The organism is Planktothricoides sp. SR001, assembly GCF_001276715.1.
GTDB lineage: Bacteria > Cyanobacteriota > Cyanobacteriia > Cyanobacteriales > Laspinemataceae > Planktothricoides > Planktothricoides raciborskii.
This window is the reverse complement of the sequence record NZ_LIUQ01000035.1, coordinates 22926-47596: the sequence shown is the minus strand read 5'-3', so window position 1 is coordinate 47596 and position 24671 is coordinate 22926. Positions and strand designations below refer to the sequence as shown.

Annotated in this window: 24 protein-coding genes and 1 pseudogene; 18 read left to right on the top strand and 7 right to left on the bottom strand. The window is 44.1% G+C overall.

What is annotated here, in order from left to right:
• Window positions 1-200: 200 nt before the first annotated feature.
• Window positions 201-413 (top strand): high light inducible protein, encoded by a 213-nt coding sequence (locus AM228_RS19020; RefSeq protein WP_054468162.1) that lies wholly within the window; start codon window positions 201-203, stop codon window positions 411-413.
• Between the two features lie 505 nt (window positions 414-918).
• Here AM228_RS19020 and AM228_RS19015 read toward each other — a convergent pair.
• Window positions 919-1542: a hypothetical protein gene (locus tag AM228_RS19015; RefSeq protein ID WP_054468160.1), complete on the bottom strand. Its 624-nt coding sequence runs from the start codon at window positions 1540-1542 to the stop codon at window positions 919-921.
• A 395-nt stretch (window positions 1543-1937) separates the two neighbouring features.
• On the opposite strand from AM228_RS19015, the gene AM228_RS19010 reads away from it, so the two are divergent.
• A complete protein-coding gene (locus AM228_RS19010; protein ID WP_054468158.1) occupies window positions 1938-2516 on the top strand; it encodes a glyoxalase-like domain protein in 579 nt (192 codons plus the stop codon).
• 234 nt (window positions 2517-2750) lie between these two features.
• Here AM228_RS19010 and AM228_RS19005 read toward each other — a convergent pair whose 3' ends face one another.
• Window positions 2751-4892, bottom strand: coding sequence for a PhoX family phosphatase (locus AM228_RS19005; protein ID WP_054468156.1), 2142 nt, complete (start codon window positions 4890-4892; stop codon window positions 2751-2753).
• 259 nt (window positions 4893-5151) lie between these two features.
• Between AM228_RS19005 and AM228_RS19000 the strand changes: the two genes are divergently transcribed.
• Genes AM228_RS19000 through AM228_RS18990 form a run of 3 tightly spaced genes read left to right on the top strand, consistent with a single transcriptional unit; the run spans window position 5152 to window position 7430 of the window.
• Entirely contained in the window at window positions 5152-6147 is a 996-nt protein-coding gene (locus AM228_RS19000) for an SH3 domain-containing protein (RefSeq protein ID WP_054468154.1), read from the top strand.
• Between the two features lie 41 nt (window positions 6148-6188).
• Window positions 6189-6473, top strand: coding sequence for a CrcB family protein (locus tag AM228_RS18995; protein ID WP_054468152.1), 285 nt, complete (start codon window positions 6189-6191; stop codon window positions 6471-6473).
• A gap of 30 nt (window positions 6474-6503) precedes the next feature.
• On the top strand, window positions 6504-7430 hold the full coding sequence (locus tag AM228_RS18990; RefSeq protein ID WP_054468205.1) for a bestrophin family protein: 927 nt from the start codon (window positions 6504-6506) through the stop codon (window positions 7428-7430).
• Between the two features lie 594 nt (window positions 7431-8024).
• On the opposite strand, the gene AM228_RS18985 is transcribed toward AM228_RS18990, so the two are convergent.
• Window positions 8025-9329 carry a hypothetical protein gene (locus AM228_RS18985; RefSeq protein ID WP_054468150.1) on the bottom strand — a complete coding sequence of 435 codons (1305 nt, stop codon included), beginning with the start codon at window positions 9327-9329 and terminating at the stop codon, window positions 8025-8027.
• 215 nt (window positions 9330-9544) lie between these two features.
• On the opposite strand from AM228_RS18985, the gene AM228_RS18980 reads away from it, so the two are divergent.
• Together AM228_RS18980 and AM228_RS33060 are read left to right on the top strand one after the other, a co-directional pair.
• Window positions 9545-10177, top strand: a complete 633-nt coding sequence (locus AM228_RS18980; RefSeq protein WP_156331901.1) for a hypothetical protein — start codon at window positions 9545-9547, stop codon at window positions 10175-10177.
• Between the two features lie 177 nt (window positions 10178-10354).
• On the top strand, window positions 10355-10708 hold the full coding sequence (locus tag AM228_RS33060) for a hypothetical protein (RefSeq protein ID WP_072160849.1): 354 nt from the start codon (window positions 10355-10357) through the stop codon (window positions 10706-10708).
• A 342-nt stretch (window positions 10709-11050) separates the two neighbouring features.
• On the opposite strand, the gene AM228_RS36875 is transcribed toward AM228_RS33060, so the two are convergent.
• Window positions 11051-11446, bottom strand: coding sequence for a hypothetical protein (locus AM228_RS36875; protein ID WP_354634981.1), 396 nt, complete (start codon window positions 11444-11446; stop codon window positions 11051-11053).
• Window positions 11447-11510: 64 nt separating this feature from the next.
• Between AM228_RS36875 and AM228_RS29920 the strand changes: the two are divergent.
• Window positions 11511-11927: pseudogene (locus tag AM228_RS29920) on the top strand (HNH endonuclease); the annotation flags it as partial.
• A gap of 169 nt (window positions 11928-12096) precedes the next feature.
• On the opposite strand, the gene AM228_RS33055 reads toward AM228_RS29920, so the two are convergent.
• Entirely contained in the window at window positions 12097-12243 is a 147-nt protein-coding gene (locus tag AM228_RS33055; protein WP_156331900.1) for a hypothetical protein, read from the bottom strand.
• Between the two features lie 169 nt (window positions 12244-12412).
• Between AM228_RS33055 and AM228_RS18970 the strand changes: the two genes are divergently transcribed.
• From AM228_RS18970 to AM228_RS18965, 3 genes are all read left to right on the top strand, one after another.
• A complete protein-coding gene (locus AM228_RS18970; RefSeq protein ID WP_054468143.1) occupies window positions 12413-13246 on the top strand; it encodes a segregation/condensation protein A in 834 nt (277 codons plus the stop codon).
• A gap of 1218 nt (window positions 13247-14464) precedes the next feature.
• Window positions 14465-14704 carry a hypothetical protein gene (locus AM228_RS33050; protein ID WP_156331899.1) on the top strand — a complete coding sequence of 80 codons (240 nt, stop codon included), beginning with the start codon at window positions 14465-14467 and terminating at the stop codon, window positions 14702-14704.
• 74 nt (window positions 14705-14778) lie between these two features.
• A complete protein-coding gene (locus AM228_RS18965; RefSeq protein ID WP_054468141.1) occupies window positions 14779-15945 on the top strand; it encodes a sugar phosphate nucleotidyltransferase in 1167 nt (388 codons plus the stop codon).
• A 128-nt stretch (window positions 15946-16073) separates the two neighbouring features.
• Here AM228_RS18965 and speA read toward each other — a convergent pair whose 3' ends face one another.
• Complete coding sequence (speA, locus tag AM228_RS18960) at window positions 16074-18098, bottom strand: biosynthetic arginine decarboxylase (RefSeq protein WP_231636867.1); 2025 nt, start codon at window positions 18096-18098, stop codon at window positions 16074-16076.
• A gap of 190 nt (window positions 18099-18288) precedes the next feature.
• On the opposite strand from speA, the gene AM228_RS18955 reads away from it, so the two are divergent.
• The 4 genes from AM228_RS18955 to AM228_RS18935 all read left to right on the top strand — a co-directional run bounded on the left by AM228_RS18955 (window position 18289) and on the right by AM228_RS18935 (window position 21795).
• The gene (locus tag AM228_RS18955; RefSeq protein WP_054468139.1) at window positions 18289-18963 is read left to right on the top strand and encodes a hypothetical protein; all 675 of its coding nucleotides are present in this window, start codon (window positions 18289-18291) and stop codon (window positions 18961-18963) included.
• Window positions 18964-19377: 414 nt separating this feature from the next.
• The gene (locus AM228_RS18950; RefSeq protein WP_054468137.1) at window positions 19378-19563 is read left to right on the top strand and encodes a hypothetical protein; all 186 of its coding nucleotides are present in this window, start codon (window positions 19378-19380) and stop codon (window positions 19561-19563) included.
• 484 nt (window positions 19564-20047) lie between these two features.
• Window positions 20048-20560 carry an inorganic diphosphatase gene (locus AM228_RS18940; protein WP_054468133.1) on the top strand — a complete coding sequence of 171 codons (513 nt, stop codon included), beginning with the start codon at window positions 20048-20050 and terminating at the stop codon, window positions 20558-20560.
• A gap of 365 nt (window positions 20561-20925) precedes the next feature.
• A complete protein-coding gene (locus AM228_RS18935) occupies window positions 20926-21795 on the top strand; it encodes an MBL fold metallo-hydrolase (protein WP_054468131.1) in 870 nt (289 codons plus the stop codon).
• 178 nt (window positions 21796-21973) lie between these two features.
• Here the strand turns inward: AM228_RS18935 and AM228_RS18930 are convergent, their stop codons facing one another.
• Window positions 21974-23443, bottom strand: a complete 1470-nt coding sequence (locus tag AM228_RS18930; protein ID WP_072160847.1) for a GH25 family lysozyme — start codon at window positions 23441-23443, stop codon at window positions 21974-21976.
• Window positions 23444-23955: 512 nt separating this feature from the next.
• On the opposite strand from AM228_RS18930, the gene AM228_RS35445 reads away from it, so the two are divergent.
• The 3 genes from AM228_RS35445 to AM228_RS34370 all read left to right on the top strand — a co-directional run bounded on the left by AM228_RS35445 (window position 23956) and on the right by AM228_RS34370 (window position 24581).
• Window positions 23956-24102, top strand: a complete 147-nt coding sequence (locus AM228_RS35445) for a response regulator (protein ID WP_231636866.1) — start codon at window positions 23956-23958, stop codon at window positions 24100-24102.
• 63 nt (window positions 24103-24165) lie between these two features.
• Entirely contained in the window at window positions 24166-24318 is a 153-nt protein-coding gene (locus AM228_RS35440) for a hypothetical protein (RefSeq protein ID WP_231636865.1), read from the top strand.
• Window positions 24306-24581, top strand: coding sequence for a hypothetical protein (locus AM228_RS34370; protein WP_054468129.1), 276 nt, complete (start codon window positions 24306-24308; stop codon window positions 24579-24581). Before AM228_RS35440 ends, AM228_RS34370 begins: the two co-directional genes overlap by 13 nt.
• Window positions 24582-24671: the final 90 nt, after the last annotated feature.

Genomic DNA, 24671 nt, shown 5'->3' with positions numbered 1-24671 from the left:
GCGCCTCTGCGCCTCTGCCGACGGCGGGCGACTCCACTCCTCCGCTCCCTTTTACCAAATAAAAAAAATTTTTTCCGCTCTGGGAGAGAGATTCAGGCGATTTAGCCCGAAACAATGTAAAAAAATGTTGCAAAACTTTACAAAGTTTGTTACATTACTTAACAACAGGCAAACACAAATCGAAAAGCAGGAAAAACAACATGGCACGTTCCGGTTTTGTCAACAGCGAAGAAAATAGATTGAACAACTTTGCAGTCGAACCCACAATGTATGTGGATGAAACTCCTCGCACTGGCTTTACTGAATATGCAGAAAAGCTCAACGGTCGTCTGGCAATGATTGGATTTATTTCTCTGATAGCTTTAGAAGCATTCACGGGTCAAGGAGTAATCGGATTTTTACACAGTCTCTAAACTCAGATATCTGTTCGGTTTAGAGGGAACCTTTCCCAGACTTGCTTAACAACTCCCAACACAGCATTAGATTTAAATTACCTTCCCAGTAATTTAGTCTCAAAAACATTTAAAATTTACCAACCTCTGTTTACCAAACCTCAAAAAATATTCCAAGATAGCTACCATTAAACTCCTAAAGATTAATGGAAATGGCAACGGCTGCTATAAATTTTAGCTACAACAAATTGACGGCTAACTAAATTGAATCTAGGCTCTCATCTTTATCATTATCACTAGCTATCAACCTAGCTAGTGTTTTTTTTTGGCAATTTTTGATTAACTTAGTAGGTTGGGTTGACGCACGAAACCCAAACTACTGATTCGCCGGTCACGACTACGCTTAATTCTTTCTGGCGAATCCAGGAGATTTTAGCTGATGGTATGCTTCATAAAAAAAATGAATATCTCAGCGCTTTTATAGGCTGATTTGTTGCCGTCGTGAGACTAGAATGGCTCGCAGAGATCAAGTTGCTGCGGCACAATAAAAACTGCGGATATCGGGGGGGAGCAAAGATTCAATTTGGCGATACCCTTCTTTCAATAACCCTGTGATATCCGCCGGGGAAATGGATTCACCTTCGGCTTGTAAGTAGGCGGCAATCCGAGTGGGACTCCAATGAAATGTTTGCTCCATAATTAAAGTGATGCGGAGCAATGCAGGCATTAAATCTAAAGCTTGTTGGATATAAATCCACAAGGGCGGAGGCGAGATTTGCAAAGAGTAGTGAATTGATTCTACTTGGGGCAGTGGGAAACTCTTAATACAAAGGGCGGTGGTGTTAATTAACCAACTTTGGAGGGTCATTTGCGCGTTTTCTCGATCTCTGCCTGATAAATCTAATCCTCTGAGTTCGTGAAAAATATGTCGCCAAGTTAAGGCAAATAAATAATCTGTTTGGACGGGAGATTTGACCTGATGTTGAATCAAACTATAGACAATGGAACCATACCGACAGTAAATGGCGGTGAAATATTTACCCTCTTCTGGATAACGCTGAAATAGGGTGAGTAATTCGCGATCGCTGTAATGAAACAGGGATTGAATCGTGGGGTGGTTGGTTTCTGGAAAATCAGGCAGTTGAACCATTGTAAGTGACTGAATGTAAGTGACTGTAAGTTACTGATGTAAGTTACTGAATATTTAATACGCAGATTTGATAAGCAAAGGGAGTCGATCGCGCCTGATACCGGACACCGGACACCGGATACCGGATACCGGATACCGGATACTAGATATCTGATGCTTGATATCTGACTGCCGATAGCTAATGATTCCGACAACAAGCAGAATGGCAGGTAATATGTCTATATATATTGATATCAGACTGTGGAAAGGCGATCGCCGCTCCATCCAACCTGGCTCAGGAGTCTGAGCGACTGGTTAAAATTAGGATAAGTGTGCGAATCCTTTTCTGAACTCTGACAAGCTACTGCCGTTCTGGGATTTATTTTAACTATAGTTTTTTAACTCAAGAAAAGTGCATGGTCTTAACCGTTAGTCTAATGTCTAGTTTAACCACCCTCTTCGCATCATTCCCCCTGGATAGTCTCTTATCCACTCAAGGGATCATGGTGATGCTGCTGGCTGCTTATGCAGTAGCCATGTGGATGTTCCTCACCAGTGCGCCCAAAGTTTACACCGTAATGGTGTCGGATTTGGAAATTGCCAAGCAGTTTTATGAAGGTTTGTTGGAACTGCCAGCGGCGGAAGTTCCCCTACACTATTACTATAACTACGAGCAAACCCTCGGTAGTGCCAGTATCGATCCGCTTTATATGTCCCCTGTAACTACGGCACCCACCCGGACGGAAATGAATGGAACTGAGGGACTCTGGTATCAGATTAAAAAAAATACCCAACTTCATGTCATATCGGGTGCGAGTTTAGGGAATAAAAACCGGCAACGTCATGTAGCCTTTGACCATGACTGTTTAGAACAACTTCTATTGCGGGTTCAAAGCTATGGAGTTAAGTATAAAATTCGCCGGGATAAGCCACTCAATTTCCTGGTAAAAGATATTGAAGGGCGAGTGATTGAAATGTCAGAGGCTTCTGGTTAAGGCAATGGGCAATGTCTAAGCTGGGCATTGCCCAAAATTTTAGGACAATCCATTGATTTCAAGCATGCTGGCGTATAGGAGATAGGGCAGCATTGCATTCGGGTAATAAATTGTTGATTTTATCCGATAGATTATTTGCCTGGATATGCTTTCGCCATGCCCGTAGGGCTATATGCTTCGCCCCTACGGGGATAAAAAAAGGGTATAAAAAAATCAAAAAAACCGGGCATAATTTTAGGTAATTGCCTGGGAATTTAAGCGGCGAATAGCCACGATCGCCGGTCGAGGTGGGTCATTTTCCTCTTTACCAGGCCAATTAGAACCAATGGGAACAATGCGTTTTTGGGTAAACTCTTGGCCATCGGTGGTTTTCATCACAAAATCACGAGTTTCACTGGCGCTGTTTTGGCGAATTCCATTCTGTTCTCCCGGATGTTGGACTGATAAAAATAAGGTTTTTTGATCCGGGGTAAAAAATATCCCGGTCATTTCACAATCCATTGGACCTATGCCAAATAAGTAAGCATTTCCGGCATTTTCTCCACTGGTGGGAATATGCCAAATTGAGTTATTGCCAAAGCAACCTTGACGTTTTTTGTCTTTGGGATTGTTATGTTTATCGGTGGAAATATCCGTGACCATCCAGACATTATTGGCTGGATCAATCATTACGTTATCAGGATTAGAAAAACCCGCGCCCCCATCGGCGGGTTCACCGCCCATTGCTAACATATCCCACTGAAAAGTCAGGGAACTGGGGTTATTTTCATCTTCTTTTAGGCTCATAATCCACCCATATTCCCAGGGTTCTCCATTGGGACCAGAAAATATTTGTAAATCCGGGCTACCATCTCCACCGGGAGAACCAGAAGTAAAGGCAATATAAATAGTGCCATCAGTTCCGGTTTCTGAGTCTTCGGGACGGGCAGTGCAGGTGGCTCCCGCAGCATTGGCGGCAAAGTGAGCATCAATTAAAATTGCCCCTTGTTTTTCTTGGGCATTGCCATTATATAAATCCCCAAGGGTTTTGTATTTTTGTTTAAAGGCGATCGCCTCTTGATCTTTTTTAATCTCAAAAATACCCCCCTCTGGACGTTTGGGCAATAACACCATTCCCCCGGCAACGGTGGAAGGCATCACGGGATTAACCGGAGTTTCTGGACTCAGGGGCAACCAACGGCCTTTTCCTCCCGGTTCAAATACTGCCGCGTACAACATTCCCTCATTCATTAATTGGGAATTTGCCTTATCTTTGGGCTGGGAAACAATGCCTTTGCTGACAAATTTGTAGAAGTGACCGCCCCGGCGATCGCACCCAGAATAGACCGCCAAAGGTTTACCCGCTACCGCCAAAAATGCCACCGCTTCGTGGCGATACCGTCCCAACCAAGTATGTTTCGTGCCATAATCATTGGGATTAGCCGGGTCAACTTCCACCATCCAGCCGTATTTATTCCCCGCTAAACCCAAAACATTTCCTTGTCCGTCAATATCTCCAGAAATCACAAACGGTCGTTCCCCTGGGGCAAAAGAAGAACCATCAGCATAGACTGGTTCTGGCACTTGATCTTGGAAATTTTCTTCAGCACTAAATACCGTTCCCCAAGGCGAAGTTCCTCCGGCGCAATTGGCAAAAGTGCCGACAATTTTTGCCCCTAAATTATCATCATATCCTTGTTTTTTTTGTTGGTTAAAAATCGCGACTGCGGGGCCAGTTGCTTTTAAATAATGACCTTTTAACCCAGCAATTCCAGAAATGCGCCGTTCCCCTGGGGATGGGACGCGCTGCCATTTCCCCTGGCTGTCTCGGCGGAGGAACATTACCCCCATTCCCTGGTCTTCTAAAGCTTCTAGAGAAATTTGCCGAATTTTTTCTTTCAGGGGATTGTTCTCTGGCAAACTATAGGCATCAATTTTACCTTTTTTGTCTTTTAGGGCTTTGATTACTTCCGCAAAAGGCAGGGATTTACCGATGAATTTCTCATAAGTCTGCATCCAAGTTTTGCCGCTGATATATTCAAAATTAGCGGTCAAATATCCTTCATTTTCACTGGTGGCAATAAAGGAAAGATAGTCATTGTTGTAACCGACACGAGAAGCTCCTAATTTATCCCCCCAGGCAGCAATTACCTCATAGCTGAAACCTTCTGGTAAGACTAAATCATCCATTACTTCATAGTTACTGAATGCTTGGGCTTGTTCGCTCACATTAATCTGATTCACATCTAAAGGCATTGGTCCAAAGATGGGCTGAAAGCTTAGACCAGTGGTTTTGCTGATAATATCTTGGGAGACGGGGGCATTGGGGCGACCAGTACAAGCCGCACCAATGCTCATACCGAGAAACATGAGGAAATGTCTACGTTTAATTTTCATTTGGCTTAATTGGGTAAGGAGTAAAGGCGATCGCCAATCATAGATTTCCTAAAATTTTAGGCAAAATAGGATTTAGGGTAGTTTAAGGTTTGGTTATTTTCTGATATTTTATCCAGGAGTGATGATTTCTGCCAACGGGAAACCGTCCACCATGATCCACCGTCAACGGTGGGGGCGAATGGCTGGAAACCCAACCTCATCGCTCAAATCCCACAGCAATTAAAATAATATTGCTTTACCAAAAAGAGGAGGAAATAATATGTCAAAAAAACACTTAAATCATTGGAGTCAATGGCTGATATTTTTCACTTTTATGGCTTCCTCTTTCGGGGGATTAAAAACTCCAGCAACTCCCCTTGAAGGTGCGCTTGAAGGTGATTTGATCGTCGCCCAAGCATCGGCAAATCTTTGCCGCAAAGTGAATAGCGAGAAAGGATTGGCGGTGCGATCGCGCCCGGATCCGAACTCTGAGCAAATCGGCGGATTAGAGAGCAATCAACAAGTAACTCTCGCGGAAGGTGCGAGAAAAATTCCCGGTCCCGATGGGCGACTTTGGGTAGAAATTGTGTCACCGATTAATGGATATGTTGCCGTGGGATATCCTAATAGTGAAGTGAATCTCATTGATTGTCAAGAAACATCTCAAGAAACATCGGTTAACCAACCCCAAAATTCTCCGGATCGGGAGGCGATGGTAAATCTTTGCCGTCAAGTTTCTGGTGAACTAGCCCCGGAAGGTTTGGCAATTCATGCAGAAGCATCGAAAGGTTCCACCTATCGTGGAGGTTTACCCCCTGGTGGACGGGTGATGCTGGTGCCGAATTATCAACTGATTGCGGATCAAAATGGAGAAAACCGAAATTGGGTGCAAATTGCTGCACCGATCGCGGGATTTGTAGCGGCAGCTAACCTGATTCCCTGTGACGATGTAGGGCAGATTCCGGAAAATCCCCAAATTTCTACCACAGAAACTCCGGCAGCAACAAATACCACGACCAATTCCACATCCACAGAAAAGAATCCCGAACTTTGTCGGCGGGTAGAAAAGCGAGTTGCCCCCAATGGTTTAGCAATTCGGGCGAATGCGTCGAGTTCGGCGGCTTATTTAGGGGGAGTAGAACCCGGTGGCGATGTTTATTTAGTGCCAAATTATCAGGAAATTCCTGACCCAAATGATGCCAACCGCAAATGGCTGCAAATTACCGCCCCAATTCCCGGATTTATTTCCGCCGGAAATCTGGTTATGTGTCGGTAAAAATTTTTGATTGATGGCAGAATCTCACCAGCTTATGCCAATTGCTCGTTAATATCACGGGTTGTATCCTGATTGCTTATTTCGAGAATAGGGCAGGGGAAAAAATTAAGAATTTTCCCCCTGAACTCCGATTACTCTTAACCACTGGGTTTTGTGGCGGTTATACCACTTTTTCTACCGTTGGGCTAGAAACTAGCACTTTTTTGGCTCAACCCAATTTACCCTTAGCGTTTAATTACTGGTATGGTAGTATGTTCCTAGGGATGCTGGGCATCTATCTCGGAGTGAGATTAGCTCGATTACCTATAAAATCATCCCCTGAATAATTGATTGTTGACAATTTTATGGAAAAAAAAATGTCCTTTAAGTCCAAAACTATCTGGCTAAGAAAAACTTTTAGCATGAAAGGTTCTGTGTTGCGGGGAGTTTGGAAACGGTCTCTATTATGTGGAGCATTTGGCCTGCTGATTTCTTTTCTTTACTTGAATCAATGGCCGGTTTCTCAACCGATTTTAGGCAGTGTAATTCCTAGTATTGTTTTAGGTTTATTGCTAGTTTTTAGAACTAATACCGCTTACGATCGCTTTTGGGAAGGCAGAAAACTTTGGGGCAGTACGGTGAATACGATCCGCAATTTAGCTTGGCAATTTTCGGTCAGCATTAAGGAAGTTGAACCGGGCGATCGCGATCGCAAAATTCAAGCCTTACGTTTATTACCAGCCTTGGCGATCGCGAAAAAACTCCATCTCCGTTATCAAGCTGCCAGTGATGAGTTAAAACCTTGGGTTTCCCCATCTCAATACCAAGTTTTGCAACATACTCAAAATATGCCCCTAAAAATTACTCACTGGTTAGGGGATTATTTACAGCAAGAATACAACCGAGGTCTTTTAACGGTAAACCAACTGGCTAGTATTCATACTCTGATGACTCGTTTAATGGATAATGTGGGCGGTTGCGAACGGATTTTGAGAACACCAATTCCCCCAGCTTACGTGATTCATCTGAATCAACTGATCCTCCTCTATTGTTTAATGTTGCCCTTTCAGGTGGTCAAAGAACTAGGTTTTTGGACAGGGATATTTGTTGCTATTGTCAGTTTTGCTTTGTTTGGTATTGAGGAAATTGGCGTAGAAATAGAAAATCCCTTTGGTTACGACCATAATGATTTACCCCTGGATAAAATTTGTCAGGGGATTGAGAATAATATTGAGGAATTTACTCACTCTAACTCCGCTGAAGATAGCAGTAACATCATAGAAGCTGATTCTAATTATTTCTAAAGTTATTATGACCTATTAACTAGATTCGTAGGGTGGGCAATGCCTACCCTACGTCTTGGTGATAAATTTAATGACGAGAAATCGACGATGTTATTTTATGTAGGGGCGCTACGTCCAAGCGCCCCCGCTGGCGCCCCCGCTGGCGACCCCCGCTGGCGCCCCCCGAATTCTCGGGATCCGGTTCTGATCTGGGGGCGCTTGGACGTAAGGGCTCTTGGACGTAGCGCCCCTACAAATACACCAAGACCCAGGTTATGTGGGCTTCGGCCTACCAGACAATCACTATTTCATCCATCAAATAGTCAGCCCATCCGTTGCCCACCACTATTTCCGGCATAAATAAAATAGTCAGCCCATCCGTTGCCCACTCTTAGAGGTTTTACCACAGAGACACAGAGGGACATAGAGGAGTTAATGATATTATTTACAATCCGTTATCCCATCCGTTGCCCACTCTTAGAGGTTTTACCACAGAGACACAGAGGGACACAGAGGAGTTAATGATATTATTTGCATAATTTTGCATGATATTATTATTTACAATCCGTTATCCCATCCGTTGCCCACCGCTATATCTGTAGGCTGAAATCAGGACTAATTAGTCCGAGGAATTTGTAAACACCAAGATAAATCCGCTTTGCCAAAGTAAGCAGCCTGGGCTACATTATAATTTTCCCAAATTTTAATTAGTCCTTTGACTTGCGGACAAGGGGATGCTGCATAATTTTTAAATAAAATCCATAATTGCTTTTCTAGCTGAGGGCGGGCTTGAGGACAAATTAAGATAATTTTCATCAGTAAACTCATGGTGCGAATCGCCCCCAGATTAGAGATTAAATTCATAAAGATGACGTGCTTGTAAGGCGGGGTCATATCGACCACTAAAAATTGTAATGTAGCGGTACAAGTTCTGAGACTTAAAAAATCACTGATTGGGTCATCGGCTTTGGCCGGGAAAATGGTTTCTAGGTGTTTTTCTAACAGGGGACTAAATTGACGGATGCCGTAGCTGGAATTGAGGGTTTTGGTTAGATATTGATAAAAGAGTTTTTTGAAATCTCCATAAAAGTTAATATTAGACTGTTGATAATTGGAGAAGCTTTGGGCTAAGTCTCGATTACTCGGATGTCCGTCTACTTTGCCCAGATATTCTTGCAAGGCGCGATTGAGTTCTTTGTCCGTGAGAAAGGTGGGATTATTTTTACTAAAAATTCTCAGGGAATTTTTGGTGGTTTGATGCTCGTTAGCTTCTGGGAGCGATCGCCGCACTTGAGAAATCACATATTGGGATAAATTGGTATCAAATTCTTTGGTTTTTTTAGATTTGAGTCTTCGCAATGTTGCTGATAAAGAACCGCTGTCTTCACTGCTGACACTATAAGGATATAAATAAGGATAACGATAGAGTAATGACTGTAATGGCTGATTTTCGATCTGATTGACGGTAATTTCCTGGGGCTGCAAAAGTCCCAAGAAATGTTGCAGAGATTGGCATTGTTCGCTTTTACGGAATGCTTGCAACCTTTCATGTAAGCGTAAGGCGGTGCGCGATCGCCAGTAAGCGTCCGCATCAGGATTTGCCGGGCCGGTGAATAGACCCACTAGCTTGGGAATGAATTCTGCCGTTGCCGGTGTTTTTTCCCAGGCTTCAATTAAAATTTGACAACATTTATACAGACAGATATTAAACGCTTCTTGCTCGACTTTATAAGATAGCAAAGTATCTCGAGCACTCTCGACTTGCTCATTGGGATAATTCGTGCCATTAATCCACAATGCTTGGATGAGAGCGATTAATTCTTCTGGAGATTTTTCGTCAACGATGGTCGTACAGTGATGATAAAGCCGCTGTTGTTCTGGAGGAGTTTTTGCTGGGTTGAGATCGAAAGAGTTTTTCATGGAGTTCTTTACAAGTCTTGTTATATATAGGTTGTAAGCTGTTTGTTTCCCCGTTACCGCCACCTTCATAGCCACTTGGGGTATTATCGGAGTCAGATCCATTGTTCCCTAATAAATAATATATGATTCCTAAAATCACCCCTAAGCCCAAAAAAACTGGGTCCATATTTATCAGGTTTCGACTGACTCAAGACGGTAAGCAGAAAAATTATGAGATGACCTTGCCACTTAAATGGGATGACCGACGGGACCGCCGTAAGGCTGAAAAAATTGCAGATATCATTAGACAAGATATTAAACATGATTTTCTAGGATTACAACCACCGGCATTCGATCCAACACTGCAAAAGTATCGCCCTGGGTTGAAAATTGCCGTGGCGCCAAAAATCCCATCATTGCTAGATGCTTGGGTTAAGTTTGTTGATTTCAAAACTCAGCAAGGGAAAGTTCAAGAAACAACCCTGACAGATGCTTATCCCCGCGTTGAAAAAATGCTCACAAAAGTTGACCCAGAGTTACTGAGATTAAGTAATTCTAAAGAACTTTTGAGTTTCTTAACCAAGCACTACAAACCAAGCACCTTGGTTTTTTACTACACAAAGATATCCGCTTGCGCTAATTGGGCTGTAAAACAAGACATCTGGGAAAAAAATCCTTATAGCCGTGATTTAGCCATTTTAAAGAGTCAGTGTGAAAATCCTGAGAAATCTGGTAAAGCTTACTCTGACTCTGAAGCCATGACAATTCTCAAAGCGATCGCCACTGACCGCTTTACCTCACCCTATGCCTATATCAAGCATTCTTACTATGGTCAGTTTTTAAAATTTCTGTTTCTAACCGGGGCCTGACCGCAACTGGCGATCCCTCTGGAGTGGGAACAAATCGTCTGGGAACGGGACCGGCCTATCAAGATTTACTTTGACCGTGCCTATACAGATGGGATTCTCAAGCCTAGTAAAGGAGATCGCAACGGCAAAAATACACCACGGGTTTTTCCGGTTAACTCAGAACTGGCAGATTTAATCATGGCAATTCCCAGAAAAGAGACGATTCACCGTGAGCCAAGAATTTCCCGTCATCTAAAAACTATCAACCGGCCTCACTACCCCGATCTGGTTTTTCCGTCACCCCGTCGTTGGTATATCACCATTGACAATTTTACCAATCGGATATTTAAGCCGGTCGTTGAGTCACTGGTAGATGCCGGGGAAATCAGCGAGTATCTCCCAACATACCATTCCCGTCACACTACCCAGAATCGTTGGTTAGAGTCTGGGATGTCGGAAGAGGCGATCGCCGCGTTGCTGGACACATCCCCGGCAATGATTCGTAAGCATTACCGAGATGACCCATTAAGTCGGCTCTTGATGGAAAGGTGATGGATCGAGACGTAAATGGCGCTCGCGGGATATTCTTGCGGGCTTTGGTAGATACGCCCTGGATGAGTGAGCATCTTGCATTTGTTAATGAAAGTTAGCAAAAAGGTATCCGTTTTCGCCCCGCCAATTGCTCGAATCTCACCAGTCCAGCTAACCGTTTTGCTGGTGTACGCTTCACAGACATCCACCACCAGAGACCCGCGCTCTGTTGCTTTATGTTTCAGGAATTGCTCGAAACGGTAATGCCCAAATGAAAGCATATTCCGCACAGTCTTTGAGCGGATTTTTCTTGTGGCCTTGCGGCTCATATTTGAAGTCTCAAACGTTGGCAGGAGAATTACATCAAAGTTGTCTACCAGAAATCTGGCGGCAATGCGGATGCAATTCATCTACCAGGTTGCGAATCCTGACCCTGATCCTGTCAGCGGCTTTTTTCATCCGCCGCCGTTGCGGGGCGCTTACGCAGCTAAATCGAGAAATCAGATCGTCGAGGTGATGACATAGACGTTGAATCCTGGAGAAATCTGACTCTCCTATCTTCCCGACTTTCTGTTCAGAAAAGAAGGTTAGGAATGTTCTAACTCCAGGGTCTAAGGCTACCACCCGCCCTTGGTTGTCGGGCTGATGGGTGGTAGGCCCGGATGAGGGGACGCACAGATAATACTGCCCGCGGACAAGAACTAACCGACAGTCCCCAAAGTTTTCCGGCAACTCTTCTGCATAGTCAAGTTGACCCAAAATTTTGTGGTATATGCCCCGAGGCTTAACGGCAGATTTTGGGATATAGCATGACTGGTAAGGTAGACACGGCAAATGGACGTTTGCAACAAAAGACGGACTGACGCTATGGAAACACGCGGATGTCGAAATCAAACGACATACCCTAGTCAAGCCTGACAAATCACCATTCGACGGAAACTGGTTTTACTGGAGTACCAGGCGAGGACAAGACATCGAAGCCCCTACGAGAGTGGCAAAATTGCTGTTTCAGCAAAAGGGTAAATGCCCATATTGCGGACAATACTTCACAAGCAGCGACCTGCTAGAAGTAGACCATATCATTCCTAGAAGCCAAGGCGGAAAGGATGAATACAAAAACCTGCAATTGCTTCATGCTCATTGTCACGACTTAAAGTCAAGATATGGCGGAAGCGCCCAAGGGCGGAGGAAGAATTACCACTCTGGTAGTCGTACCCATGTAAGGGGTCAACGTGGGTAGGAGCCTAGCCTAGTGCCATGAAAGTGGCACGCTGGGTTCTGAATGGGAGGTGGGGAGAGCGATTTCCCCATCTACCCCTAATGGGATAAAGTAAGGAAGTGAATCACCTGGACTAATCACGGATTGTGCTGGTTCGGTCATATTCGGTCATATTGGTGCCACCTCTGCTTTAACCCCCTAACCGAGAGAGAATATTTTTGCTCAACCGCCATACCGCATTACTTTTCCGGTCAAGGGGCGTTCGCTTCGGCGTTGCGGATGCAATATCGCGGACTTCGTGTCCGAGGCAATCAATCGTCGGCAGCAGACAGGCCAATTTTGTCAGATATCTGTTTGTCAGATATCTGATGGATGACAAAGCTTTCATTGGCGGGTAAGATTGGCGGGAATCAAGGGAGGAAGAAAGATTTTTCCGTGCAGTCCGAAAATATCCATATGTTCTGAAATTATTTCTTTGCTGCTCGCAGGTATTTTTTGGGTTAAATATGAGTGGTTCTCTGGCGCAAGATGCGATCGCACTACTAATTGACTTGGCCAACCAGGGAGAAATCGATCCCTGGGATGTGCAAGTCATTGATGTAATTGACCGATACTTAAGTGGACTGGTGCCCGTACATGACGCCAGTCAAGTGGAGCGAGAAGTCGCTCTATCTCGGTCTGGACAAGCTTTTTTATATGCCTCAATGTTGGTATTACTCAAAGCGGATAACCTGGTGAGGGCTGAATCGTTGTCCGACGAAGAGGAATCTCCCGAAGCAGAGGTCGAAGACTTGGATGCTGATGAGCAAAATTCCCTGATGCCTTTGAGACTGGAGAAACAACTCCGCCGTCGGGCCGTGGCTCCCGTGCCAAAAAAACGCCGCGTCACCTTACAAGAGTTGATCGATCAGCTACAACTGATGTCTCAAACCCTGGAAGAATATACTCCCAAGCGCAGCACCAACCGCCCTAAACCCAATAAAGCTCAATCTAAAGCGGCGGTGCGGGCGCTGAGTGAATTTGCCACCCAAGAAAATCTTGCGGAAGTCGCCAAAGCCTTGGATCAATTTCTTTCTGACCAGTGGCACGAGTTAACCGACAATGATGATTGGCTAGAAATTGATGATTTAGTGGAGCGATGGAAAATTTCTAACTTTCAAGGATCGGCCAATGGCAGCCACAAAAATCCTGGATCCCACAAACATTATGACCGGGTAGGGGTTTTCTGGGCGCTGTTGCTGCTGTCGGCACAGTCGAAAGTTGAGCTCTGTCAGGAAGAATTTTACCAGGATTTAAAAATTCGCTCGATTTCTATCTCCATGAATTTACAGGCAATGTAAGACAGTTAAAATACATATAAAATACATAAATTTTGCGAGCTATCTCGGAGATCGACCATCGGTCTGACGAGCGGAAATCTCCGAGAGATCCGCTGTTTCCTATCGGCTTGACTGAAGGTTTCGGGAAAAATTGCCCCAGACTTTGTTTTTTTTGGTTGATGTAGATTGATTTAGATTGGTTTATCGTTATTTCAAATAAGATTAATACAATTATGTAGGGGCGTCCAAGCGAACCCCTATGTAGGAGAGGTTCGCTTGGACGCCCCTACTAACAGAGATTAAATGTCTCATTTTTACATTTTTAGTAGGGGTAGATCAGAGAATCGCTCCTCTGACCTCCCATTCAAAACGGAACGTGCCACTTTCACGACCCTGCCGCTCCGGGCGGTACTCGCTTTACTTGGCTCCTACTAGGGTAGCTTGCACTATCCCGTTTGGCATAGTCTTCTCACTTTGACCCGTGGGACGATGCCGCCTTGATGGTTCGGTTCAGGCCGTTCGATGTATTGCATTCAAATGCATCTTGGGGGCAATTACCCACTCAGCTTTCGCTCACTGTACGCACAATGAATGTTTTAATTTATTCCTACCCTTGCAGGTGGCTGATAACGTATTCAGGTAAACCATGTTAGGACTAACTTTACCGCCGTATCCCCTCTGCATATACCAGGCATTACCCCAGTCTTTTGCTTCTGGATACATCTGACCCCCACAAAGGCTTGCCCTTACACTTATCACTACTCAAATTGCTTTGAGAGCCAATAGGGGGGGATACTTCGTTCCGTGGTTTCGGGTATAATTAGCTAATAGTCCACCCTATCCCCCTGGGTACTTTTAGGACTTCAATATCAAAGCCTTGTCTACTGCTTACTTTGACTTTTGTGGGTTAATCAAATAATTACCCACTTATTCCCCATGTTATCCATTTTGAACGCAGCGGATCAACCAGTTTCGCTACTTAGTGATTAAGAGGGTTCAGGACGGGCGTTTGCCTATTACCCCTGGAATGTAATTATAATTCCAGGAAATCCGGGTATTGTCCTCCTTATTGGACAACTTTCACCACAGTTATAAGGGTTTGTGGAGCCGTTCATCGGCTTAGACTATTCGTTACTCAAACCGACACCCACACGACGTTTCAGCCGTTTTGCTTCCACTTTGGAGGGGAACGAATCGCACATTTAAAATAACTATAGATTGATTTAGATTGGATTTAGATTGATTCAGTGTCCCCTCTCCGAGACGGGACATTTCTATGTTTCTAAGAGTATTATTTGCGGCGATCGCGATCGCCCCCTAGCTTTTCTCTTTAACCAGGAAACCCAAACCATCCTGAGTCCCACAAGGAGAGAAAACTTTTCAATTAATTTATGTAAATTAACTGTTCAATCTCAGGAAAAATTTCCCCAGAAAAGGTTTTCCATGATGTCCACTACTGATTGGCCTAATTTCAAGTAGTAAGTATATTGAAAAGGTTACCACGGCTAATTGATACAATTAGTTGACCCTAGCTTCTTAAACTACAGATGCCTATGAAAGCAATGATTTTGGCGGCAGGAAAAGGCACCCGCGTCCGCCCCATTACCTATACCGTTCCTAAACCGATGATTCCCATCCTAACTAAACCAGTGATGGAATTTTTAGTAGAACTGTTACGTTTACATGGCTTTAACGAAATCATGGTAAACGTCAGTCACTTGGCGAATGAAATTGAAAACTATTTTCGCGATGGTAGCCGTTTTGACGTGCAAATTGCCTATTCTTTTGAAGGGAGAATTGTTGAAGGAAAACTAATCGGGGAAGCGTTGGGTTCAGCGGGAGGAATGCGCCGGATTCAAGACTTTTATCCCTATTTTGATGATACCTTTGTGGTGCTCTGTGGAGATGCGCTGATTGACTTGGATTTAACTGCTGCGGTGAAGTGGCACAAAGAAAAAGGCTCGATCGCCACAATTATTATGAAATCTGTGCCGAAAGATCAAGTCTCCAGCTATGGGGTGGTCGTCACCGATCAAAATAATCGGATTCAAGCATTCCAAGAAAAGCCCCCGGTTGAAGAAGCCCTCAGTACCGATATCAACACCGGGATTTACATTTTTGAGCCTGAAGTCTTAGATTACATTCCCTCTGGGGTCGAATATGACATTGGCGGAGATTTATTTCCTCAATTAGTGGCCAAAAAAGCACCCTTTTACGGGTTAACAATGGACTTTCAATGGGTCGATATTGGCAAAGTCCCTGACTATTGGCAGGCAATTCGGGATGTGTTAGCGGGCAAGGTGAAAAATGTTTCCATTCCGGGGAAAGAAATTCGCCCTGGGATCTACACGGGCTTAAATGTGGCGATGAATTTAGACAAAGTAGATATTACAGGCCCGGTGTATATTGGCGGGATGACTAAAATTGAAGATGGCGCTACGATTATCGGGCCAACTATGATTGGGCCAAGTTGTCATATTTCTGGTGGGGCAACGATTGATAATAGCGTGATTTTTGAGTATTCCCGTTTAGGTCCCAATGTGCGCTTAATCGAAAAATTGGTATTTGGTCGTTACTGTGTGGATAAACATGGTGTGTCCTTTGATATGCAAGCTGCGGCATTAGACTGGTTAATTACCGATAGTCGCCAAAGTCCCCTGGCAAAGCCACCAGAAGAACAACAGGCGATCGCGGAAATTCTCAAAAACGAACATAAGTAATCCCCATCGATTATGGCTATGGGAATTTATATGAATTAACCAATTGATATAAATTCCCATACCAATAATCATCCCAGACAAATTGACGTTTAGCTTGGCAAACTCAGGACAAGATATCGGACTGGAATTTAGGACTGGGATAAATAAGTATAGCGGCTTAAACTCTGTTCATAGTTTTGTAACAAACGTTGAGACTCTTCTAAAGTAATCCGCCCAGTTTCTAAAGCATCTTCCGTTTGTTGGCGAATACTTTCAATCATATCCTCCGCATCATATTGCACATAACCTAAAACTTCAGTAATCGTGTCCCCTTTGACCACATACTTAATTTTATAGCTATTATTGGGGGTTAGCTGAATATGCACGGCGTTAGTGTCGCCAAATAAGTTATGTAAATTACCCATAATTTCTTGATAAGCCCCACTGAGAAACACGCCTAAATAATAGGGTTCTTTGGGTTTCAGAGGATGTAATTCTAGGACGGTTTTCACATCTAATAAGTCAATAAACTTATTGATTTTGCCATCACTATCACAGGTCAAATCAGCCAGGATTCCCCGTTCGGTGGGTTCTTCGTCTAGACGGTGAATGGGGACGATGGGAAATAGTTGATCGATCGCCCAGTTATCCGGCATGGATTGAAACACGGAAAGATTGATGTAATAGGTCGATGCCATGTTTTTTTCCAAGGCTTCTAAGTCATCGGGAATATATTTTTGATGGCTGACAATTTCATCAATTTTCCGGCAACAAGCCCAATAGAGTTGTTCCGCTTTGGCGCGATCGCGTAAGGAAATATAACCAAAGTTAAAAATACTAATGGCTTCTTCTTTAAACTGGATCGCATCGTGATAAGCTTCCTGGTAATTTTCCGGGTTAATATCGCGATAAGTTTCGTAAAGATTGCGGATAATTAGAGGTTCTTTTTCTCCGGTTCTTTCCGGGGGTTCCGTGTTCACATTACTACAGCCGAGTACATCAAAAATTAACACCGACTGATGGGAAGCCAAAGCCCGACCACTTTCACTAATTAACACAGGAGCAGAAATTTCTGCTTGTTCGCACGCTTCCTTCACCTCTGCCACAATATCATTGGCATAGTTTTGCATATTGTAGTTTTTGGAAGCGTGAAAATTAGTCTTAGACCCATCGTAATCCACGGCTAAACCACCGCCCACATCCAGATAATTCATGTTAGCGCCTAACTTGGCCAATTCTACATAAATTTGGCTGGCTTCTCGGATGGCATCTTTGATCACGCTGATGGAAGAAATCTGCGAACCAATATGATAATGCAATAGTTGCAAGCTATCTAGCATTCCTTCTTCTGAGAGGCGATCTACCACGGCAATAATTTCTGGAATCATTAGGCCAAACTTCGCCCCTTCTCCCGAAGATTCTGCCCAACGACCAACCCCTCGACTGCTGAGTTTGGCTCTAACTCCCACCACAGGTTTAATGCCTAAAGATTTACTCAAAGAAATCACGGTTTCGATTTCTTCAAGCTGTTCAATGACGATAATTGCCGTTTTACCCAGCCGCGTGGCTAACATCGCGGTTTCAATATATTCTCGGTCTTTGTACCCATTACAAATCAGTAAAGATTCAGGATGTTTTAAGCAGGCTAAGGCAATCATTAATTCTGGTTTAGAACCAGCTTCTAGTCCTAATTGATACGGATGACCAAAGCGGACTAAATCTTCGATTAAATGCTTTTGTTGATTGCACTTAACCGGGAATACCCCCCGATAGATTCCCGGATATTTGTAGCGGGCGATCGCCTTGGCAAAACAAGCATTTAACCGTTCAATCCGGTCTTGTAAAATATCGGAAAACCGAATTAACAACGGCAAGGAAAGATTGCGCTGTTTCAGCGCTTCTACCAGTTCATACAAGTCCAAAGAGGCACTGTTATCGCCTCTGGGACAAACGGCGACATGACCAGCGGCATTAATGGAAAAATAGGGTTCTCCCCAGCCTTTAATTCTATACAGTTCTTCGCTGTCTTCGATTGTCCAAGCGGTTTCTCCGTTGCTGGGGGACGGTCGTGAAGCGAAGCTATCCCGAAGAGAATCGCCGTTATGATGCATTTCCGGCGATCCTCCCTGTAATTCCTCAGCGGAGAAGGTTTCTGTCTGGTGCTCTAAAGCCATGTTGGATATAACCTCGATCGAGATGGCGATTTTGAGTTTAACCTATTGCATTGGGCGATCGCTGTTTTCTCCTTGACATGGGTCGATTGGTTATGTTTCGCCGGTCTGTAGGGGCGTTCTTGCGTTCGCCCGGATCCGTCAACAGTCAATATAATGATCAAAGATTCCACAAAGGTGGCTTAATTCGGCTATGAGTCAAAATTTCTATCGCAGGCGATCGCCATATTTACAAAGATTCGGTGCTTTGGTCTTATCGATCGCGGCATGGTTCACACCCACAAAAGCCCCAGCCAATAACACAAACGGGGCGGGGTTTCTCCCTTGTCAACCGCCGAAATTTGGTGAGTCCCTCCTGTTAATCGTCACGAATAGCAATGAAACTCAGCAGCAAGTGATGGGTATCCTGCCCCCACAAGTCATCGCTACCGCTTGTCAGTATTTAGATGATGTGGTGCTCAGAGTTGAGGGGTTTCCCAGCATCAACGCAGCTAGTAATTGGGCTCAATATATTAATACCAATTTCGGATTATCTGCCTTTGTTGCCGTTCCCCAGGATGATTCCAGTATGCCACCTAGAATCCGCACGGTAAGTGAACCATACAATCCTCAACCCTTGCGTCAGGGATATGCGGTGTTAGTCGATTATTTTAACAATCCCCAAGTCGCCGTAGAATTACAGCAATTATTACCACAGAGCGTCGGTCTTGTCTCCTATCAGCAACGTCCTTATTTGTTAGCCGAATTTACCGACAACCAAAATACCGCGAAAAAAGTCCTGCAAACTCTGAGCGATCGCGGTTTTTGGGTCTTTATGGTGGATGCACCTGGGGTGATTCTCCTCCGTTCTCAGGTGACGATTCGTTAAATAATTATTTATTAATTATTGGTTATTAATTATTAGTTATCAGTTATTAGTTATTTGCTATTTATTATTCGTTGGTGGTTGTTTGTGGTTTGCCGCATAAATCTCCTAAACAATAACTAATAACCACCAACCAATAACCACCAACCAATAACCACCAACCAATAATCAATCAACAGCAAATGGGCGATCGCGCTTCACAACTTCTTCACAAGTTTATGATATAAGTTTATGATAGGATATTAACAAATCATTTTTAATAATTTTAGCTACACCAATACCCAAGGTGAAAGCTAACAGCCAGGAACTTCTGGCAATTTAAATAAGTTCAAAATAAACAATGCAGTAGTGATTAGTTGGTTATAATCATAATCACTATGCAACAGACTCATATAATCCTTAACAATTAACCAGGTTATGCAATCAGGTGAATCCTCCGTCCGATCTAGTGAACAACCTTCCCAGAGGTGGGAAAATCTGTTTGGGATGGCGATCGCGCTATTGACTTTACTCTTGCCGTTATGGGTAATTGGCTATTACTCTCAGGCAGATAGTCAAACTTTTGGGGAAGGTCGATATCAGATTCCCACCTTGGAAAAGTGATGCCGGTTCACAATTTCTCAGAGGGCATAAATATGATGTCAGAAACATTTTTTAGAGCGGGTTTTGCTCCCTAAACCCACTAGAATACTTGGATAAAAATTGATCGATTCCCTTGAATATCATTTTTGTTTAAGAAAATATTAAATTTCCCACAATTGGGAAATTATCCAAAAAATCAGGCAACCCGGTTTCTCAAAAAACCGGGTTTTTTTGAGGAGAGGTTTTTCCGGGACATTCCTCGCGGTTTGGAGTATCCGGGAGTCCTTGAGAGTAAATTATTGCTAATTACGAATTATTTATCGATATTGATCGATAAATTTGGAAATCTCTTAATTTCAGTCGTCTGTGAAGGGATGGTTTCTGGTAGGATGACTGACGGTGATTCCCTCGCCCTCCGCAAGGGGAACGGTGTGGATACGCCAGTCAAACTGCCGATCGCGGTCTGGCCGATGCAAGATTTTACTTGTAAAAAAAGGAGTTATTTATGGATTTATCGCGGATTCCCGCTCAACCAAAGCCCGGTCTGATTAATGTTCTGATTGAAATTCCCGCTGGGAGTAAAAATAAGTACGAGTTCGATAAAGAGATGGGCGCATTCGCCTTGGATCGCGTGCTGTCTTCTTCGGTGCAATATCCTTATGATTATGGCTTTGTCCCCAATACCTTGGCCGATGATGGAGATCCTTTAGATGGCATGGTGTTGATGGATCAGCCGACTTTTCCAGGATGCGTGATTACCGCCAGACCGATTGGGATGCTGGAAATGATTGATGGAGGCGATCGCGACGAAAAAATTCTCTGCGTTCCCGACAAAGACCCCCGCTATGCCAACGTGACATCCCTAAAAGATGTAGCCAAGCATCGCTTAGACGAAATTGCCGAATTCTTTAGAACCTATAAAAATCTTGAGAAAAAGGTGACAGAAATCCTGGGTTGGCAAGATATTGACCAAGTAGCCCCCCTGGTGGAAAAGTACACAAGAGCCGGTAGCAAGTAGCGATCGCCCAGGGGCAGGTAGCGGACTGGCAATTAATCCCACCAAGATAGCTTCCTGCCTCTGAGTCGGGAAACAAAAGACAGGGTTTTTTGATAACGTCAGCTTTTCTAGCCAGATATTTCACTTTAAGATAGGCTACAAATGATTAATGTTAAAATTTGGGTTTTTGAACGGGTTGATTTGAGTGGGTTGATTTTGGTGGGTGAAACTCTCCGGAGTCCCCACTGAGCAACCAGAACAAATTTATAATTAGTCAAGGTCTTGGGGGATATATTGCAAGCATCCCCATCCCCAGTAAATCTGGTCGAGGCTGGGTTAATTCAGCCTTGGCACATCGTCCACAACAGTTTGATGGAAAAGCCAGTATGGAAACCAGCACTTCCATTGATTTTTTAGTCCGTTTTTGGGGGGTAAGAGGAAGCATTCCTACCCCAGGCAAAGAAACTGTTCGCTATGGTGGCAATACCTCCTGTGTGGAGATGCAGGTCGCCGGTAAACGTCTGATCTTTGATGGCGGTACAGGCATCAGGGTACTGGGTAAAAACTTGCTATCACAAATGCCCGTAGAAGCGCATATATTTTTTACTCACTCTCATTGGGATCATATTCAAGGATTTCCTTTTTTTGTTCCGGCTTTTGTGCCGGGGAATCGCTTCCATATTTATGGGGGAATGGCGCCCACGGGACATACGATGAAACAGCGTCTTTCTGACCAGATGCTTCATCCTAATTTTCCTATTCCTTTGAAAGGAATGCAGTCAGATTTAAAGTTTTATACGGTTAAGCCCCAAGAGATTATTCAGCTTGACGATGTAACCATCGAAACGAGTTTATTGAATCATCCCGGTCAGGCAATTGGGTATCGAGTCACTAGCGATCGCGGTACGGCGGTTTACTGCACGGATACGGAACATTATGCCGATCGCCTCGATGAAAATGTCTTGCATTTAGTCCGGGATGCGGATGTTTTAATTTACGACGCCACCTACACCGATGAAGAATACTACCATCCCAAAACCTCGAAAGTGGGTTGGGGTCATTCCACTTGGGAAGAAGCAGTCAAAGTTGCTTTAGCGGCGAATGTGAGAAAGTTAGTGATTTTTCACCACGATCCTGCCCATGATGATGACTTTTTGGATCGGGTGGAAGCCGATGTGCAGCAAGCTTTTCCCAATAGTTGCCTTGCCCGGGAAGGAATGGCGATCGCGATCGGCGCCAATCAAGAAGACCACTAAACAGCGTCAATCCACTCAAGCGCTATTTTGTGCGATCACGCTTCGGCGTTGCGGATGCAATATCGCGCTTCGGCGTTGCGGATGCAATATCGCGCTTCGGCGTTGCGGATGCAATATCGCAGCCGGTGAATTCATCAGGGTTAATCGTGATTCAACCATTAACTGCGATTAACCACGCCTAACCTCGCCAGCGACGGGCAAATGCCTCTAACACCGAGGTGCTAATTTGGCTTTGTAACCACAGAAGAGACTGATATTGATGCGGCAGGCCCTGATAAAATTGGCAGACATTGATTAAACTAATGGTCGATCCTTGAAAAGTGGTTTGATTGCGCCAGCGACGGGCAAATTCTTGTTGGGTAAAGCTGGGGATTTGTGCTTGCAGCCAATTGAGCGATTGCTGTTGATTGCTTAACCCCCGATAATATTCGCACACATCGCTTAAGCGAATTGGGGTTGATTGACTCACTGCTTGGGTGTTGGTCGATCGCCACAAACGGGCAAATTGTTGGAGAATATCCCGAGACAGTTGATTTTGGAGCCACAACAGAGCATTTTCTTGATGCGGTAGTCCCTGATAATACTTGAAAACATTGGCCAGATGAATTGGACGAGGAGACGCTGATGCCGGATCATTGCGCCACCGACGGGCGAATTCATTCAAGTTTGAGGCGGATACTTGTTGGTGCAGCCAGTCTAAAGCATAGTTTTGGTTGGGCAAATTGCGATAAAAACGACAAACATCTAACAAACCAATGATCGGCGCGGGCGTGGGCGTGGGCGCAGGCGCAGGCGCGGGCGTGGGCGCAGGGGCAGGGGCAGGGGCAGGGGCAGGTGCTGGCGCAGGGGCAGGCGTCGGCGTGGGTCGGGGCGGTTGGATCTGAGAAACTAAGGCTCTCCAGGTTTGAATTCCCACGACTCCATCTACGACTAAATTCATCGCCCGTTGAAAGGCCATGACACTCTGGGTGACGCGATCGCTGAAAATCCCATTGACGGAATCTGAATAAAATCCTTTTTGATTTAAAACTTTTTGAATATAGGCCACATGAGATCCTTTGGCCCCTTGTCGGGAGACATTAAACCAGTTGACATCCACCCCTCCGGCAATGCCATTGACTTGGCCGCGATCGGTGTATTGCCAAAAAGTCCAACCATCCCATCCCGCTGGAATGATCGGTTGATAGGCGGTGGTGTAGTGGGCAATCCACAGGGGGTAATCAGAAAAACTGGTAGGATTACCGAAGATTTCCCAGGTGTAGGGATAGGTGTAAATAATCGGTTGACGCCCTGTTTCTTTTTCGACGATTTGCAACCATTGGGTAATCCCAGAGATAATTGTGCCGTTGGGCATCCCATCGGTGGTTTCAATGTCCAATACTGGGGGCAAATCATCCGGCTCTAATTTAACCGTGCGGAGAAAGATGTCCGCCTGGGCTTGGGGACTATGTTTGGGTCGATAAAAGTGATAGGCTCCCCGGGCTAAACCAACAGCCTTGATATCGCGCCAATTGCGATTAAAAGTCTCCGCCACAAAATTAGATCCTTCAGTGGCTTTGGTGAAACCAAAGGCCATGCCAGAGTTGGCCACGGCCTGCCAGTTTACTGGATCCTGCCAGTCGGAAACATCTATGCCACGTGCACACATAACTGAAAACTCGCTAATTTTTCAAGAAGAAACAAAACGGCAATAAAGCTGTGAATGGGTGCGATCGCCATTTATCTTTGTATAATAACAGCATCGGGGATTTTATCTAAACTTGCGACAAAGCTTGATGATTAGACCTTTGGGAAAATTATCAGAGGCCGCCCTGAAAAATGGGTTTGGAGCGATCGCTCTTGAATAGAAGCAATATTAACCAATATATTGTTATATTGTTACATATCACTTGCCATATTGAAGCATTTCCCGGATATTTTGATTCAACCGTGCTGATTAGGCAGCGAACGATGAGGCTAAAATTTAATATTTACTGCTAATTTAACTGTAATTTATCTGGTTAACTTTTTATTTTTTGCTTATTTTTTAAATTTTTAATAATTAATTTTATATTGAATATATGATGCAACATGAATGACAATTTAACAGGTAATTTTCAGTGAAAAAAATTTTTAGTCGTTGATGATACGGCTTATAATATCCGTTTGGCGGCGGGAATTTTGCAACGAAAAGGGTATGAAGTTTTCCAAGCCTTAGATGGGTTGACGGCATTAGCCAAACCTAGTGAGATTTTACCGGACTTAATTCTCCTGGATCTTAAAATGTGGGGCATTGATGGTTATGAAGTTTGCCAAAAGTTAAAATAAAATCCCAAAACCTCTGAGATTCCGGTAATTTTTATTAGTGGTTTGGATGAGTTGGGGGATAAGGTGAAAGCTTTTAGCTGTGGTGGGGTAGACTATATTACTAAACCGTTTCAACCTGTGGATGTGCTGTTAATAATCGAAAATCAGCTAAATCTGCGATCGCTCCAACGTAGAAAGAAAAAAATATTTTTTTATAAAAAACCTTGCAAGAACTAAAACAGACGCAAAACCAGTTAATTCAAACTGAAAAGATCGCTTCCTTGGGGCAGTTAGTGGCGGGCATCGATCGCGAAATCAATAATCCAGTAAATTTTATTCAAGGTAATATTAGTCATATAAATTATTATCCTGCCGATTTATTACAGTTAGTCAAGCTTGATGAAGCAGCTTTGCCAAATACGCCAAAAACCATTGTACAACCGAATAAATTGATTGGTAATTTATTTCAGACGATTTTCAAAAAATTTGGCAATGGATGAATGTGGGGGGTCAACGAATTAAAAAAATTGTTGATTATTTACGAGTTTTTTCTGGCGTGAGTCAAAGTTAAAGAAAGTGGATATTCACGC

Excerpts from the sequence above, each read along its gene's own strand:
- AM228_RS19000 (WP_054468154.1), top strand. The coding sequence starts at position 5,152 with ATGTCAAAAAAACACTTAAATCATTGGAGTCAATGGCTGATATTTTTC.
- AM228_RS18980 (WP_156331901.1), top strand. The coding sequence starts at position 9,545 with ATGACCTTGCCACTTAAATGGGATGACCGACGGGACCGCCGTAAGGCT.
- AM228_RS19015 (WP_054468160.1), bottom strand. The coding sequence starts at position 1,542 with ATGGTTCAACTGCCTGATTTTCCAGAAACCAACCACCCCACGATTCAA.
- speA (WP_231636867.1), bottom strand. The coding sequence starts at position 18,098 with ATGGCTTTAGAGCACCAGACAGAAACCTTCTCCGCTGAGGAATTACAG.
- AM228_RS18965 (WP_054468141.1), top strand. The coding sequence starts at position 14,779 with ATGAAAGCAATGATTTTGGCGGCAGGAAAAGGCACCCGCGTCCGCCCC.
- AM228_RS18935 (WP_054468131.1), top strand. The coding sequence starts at position 20,926 with ATGGAAACCAGCACTTCCATTGATTTTTTAGTCCGTTTTTGGGGGGTA.
- AM228_RS19020 (WP_054468162.1), top strand. The coding sequence starts at position 201 with ATGGCACGTTCCGGTTTTGTCAACAGCGAAGAAAATAGATTGAACAAC.
- AM228_RS18990 (WP_054468205.1), top strand. The coding sequence starts at position 6,504 with ATGTCCTTTAAGTCCAAAACTATCTGGCTAAGAAAAACTTTTAGCATG.
- AM228_RS18940 (WP_054468133.1), top strand. The coding sequence starts at position 20,048 with ATGGATTTATCGCGGATTCCCGCTCAACCAAAGCCCGGTCTGATTAAT.
- AM228_RS18985 (WP_054468150.1), bottom strand. The coding sequence starts at position 9,329 with ATGAAAAACTCTTTCGATCTCAACCCAGCAAAAACTCCTCCAGAACAA.
- AM228_RS19010 (WP_054468158.1), top strand. The coding sequence starts at position 1,938 with ATGGTCTTAACCGTTAGTCTAATGTCTAGTTTAACCACCCTCTTCGCA.
- AM228_RS19005 (WP_054468156.1), bottom strand. The coding sequence starts at position 4,892 with ATGAAAATTAAACGTAGACATTTCCTCATGTTTCTCGGTATGAGCATT.
- AM228_RS18955 (WP_054468139.1), top strand. The coding sequence starts at position 18,289 with ATGAGTCAAAATTTCTATCGCAGGCGATCGCCATATTTACAAAGATTC.
- AM228_RS18930 (WP_072160847.1), bottom strand. The coding sequence starts at position 23,443 with ATGTGTGCACGTGGCATAGATGTTTCCGACTGGCAGGATCCAGTAAAC.
- AM228_RS18970 (WP_054468143.1), top strand. The coding sequence starts at position 12,413 with ATGAGTGGTTCTCTGGCGCAAGATGCGATCGCACTACTAATTGACTTG.
- AM228_RS18950 (WP_054468137.1), top strand. The coding sequence starts at position 19,378 with ATGCAATCAGGTGAATCCTCCGTCCGATCTAGTGAACAACCTTCCCAG.
- AM228_RS33060 (WP_072160849.1), top strand. The coding sequence starts at position 10,355 with ATGGCAATTCCCAGAAAAGAGACGATTCACCGTGAGCCAAGAATTTCC.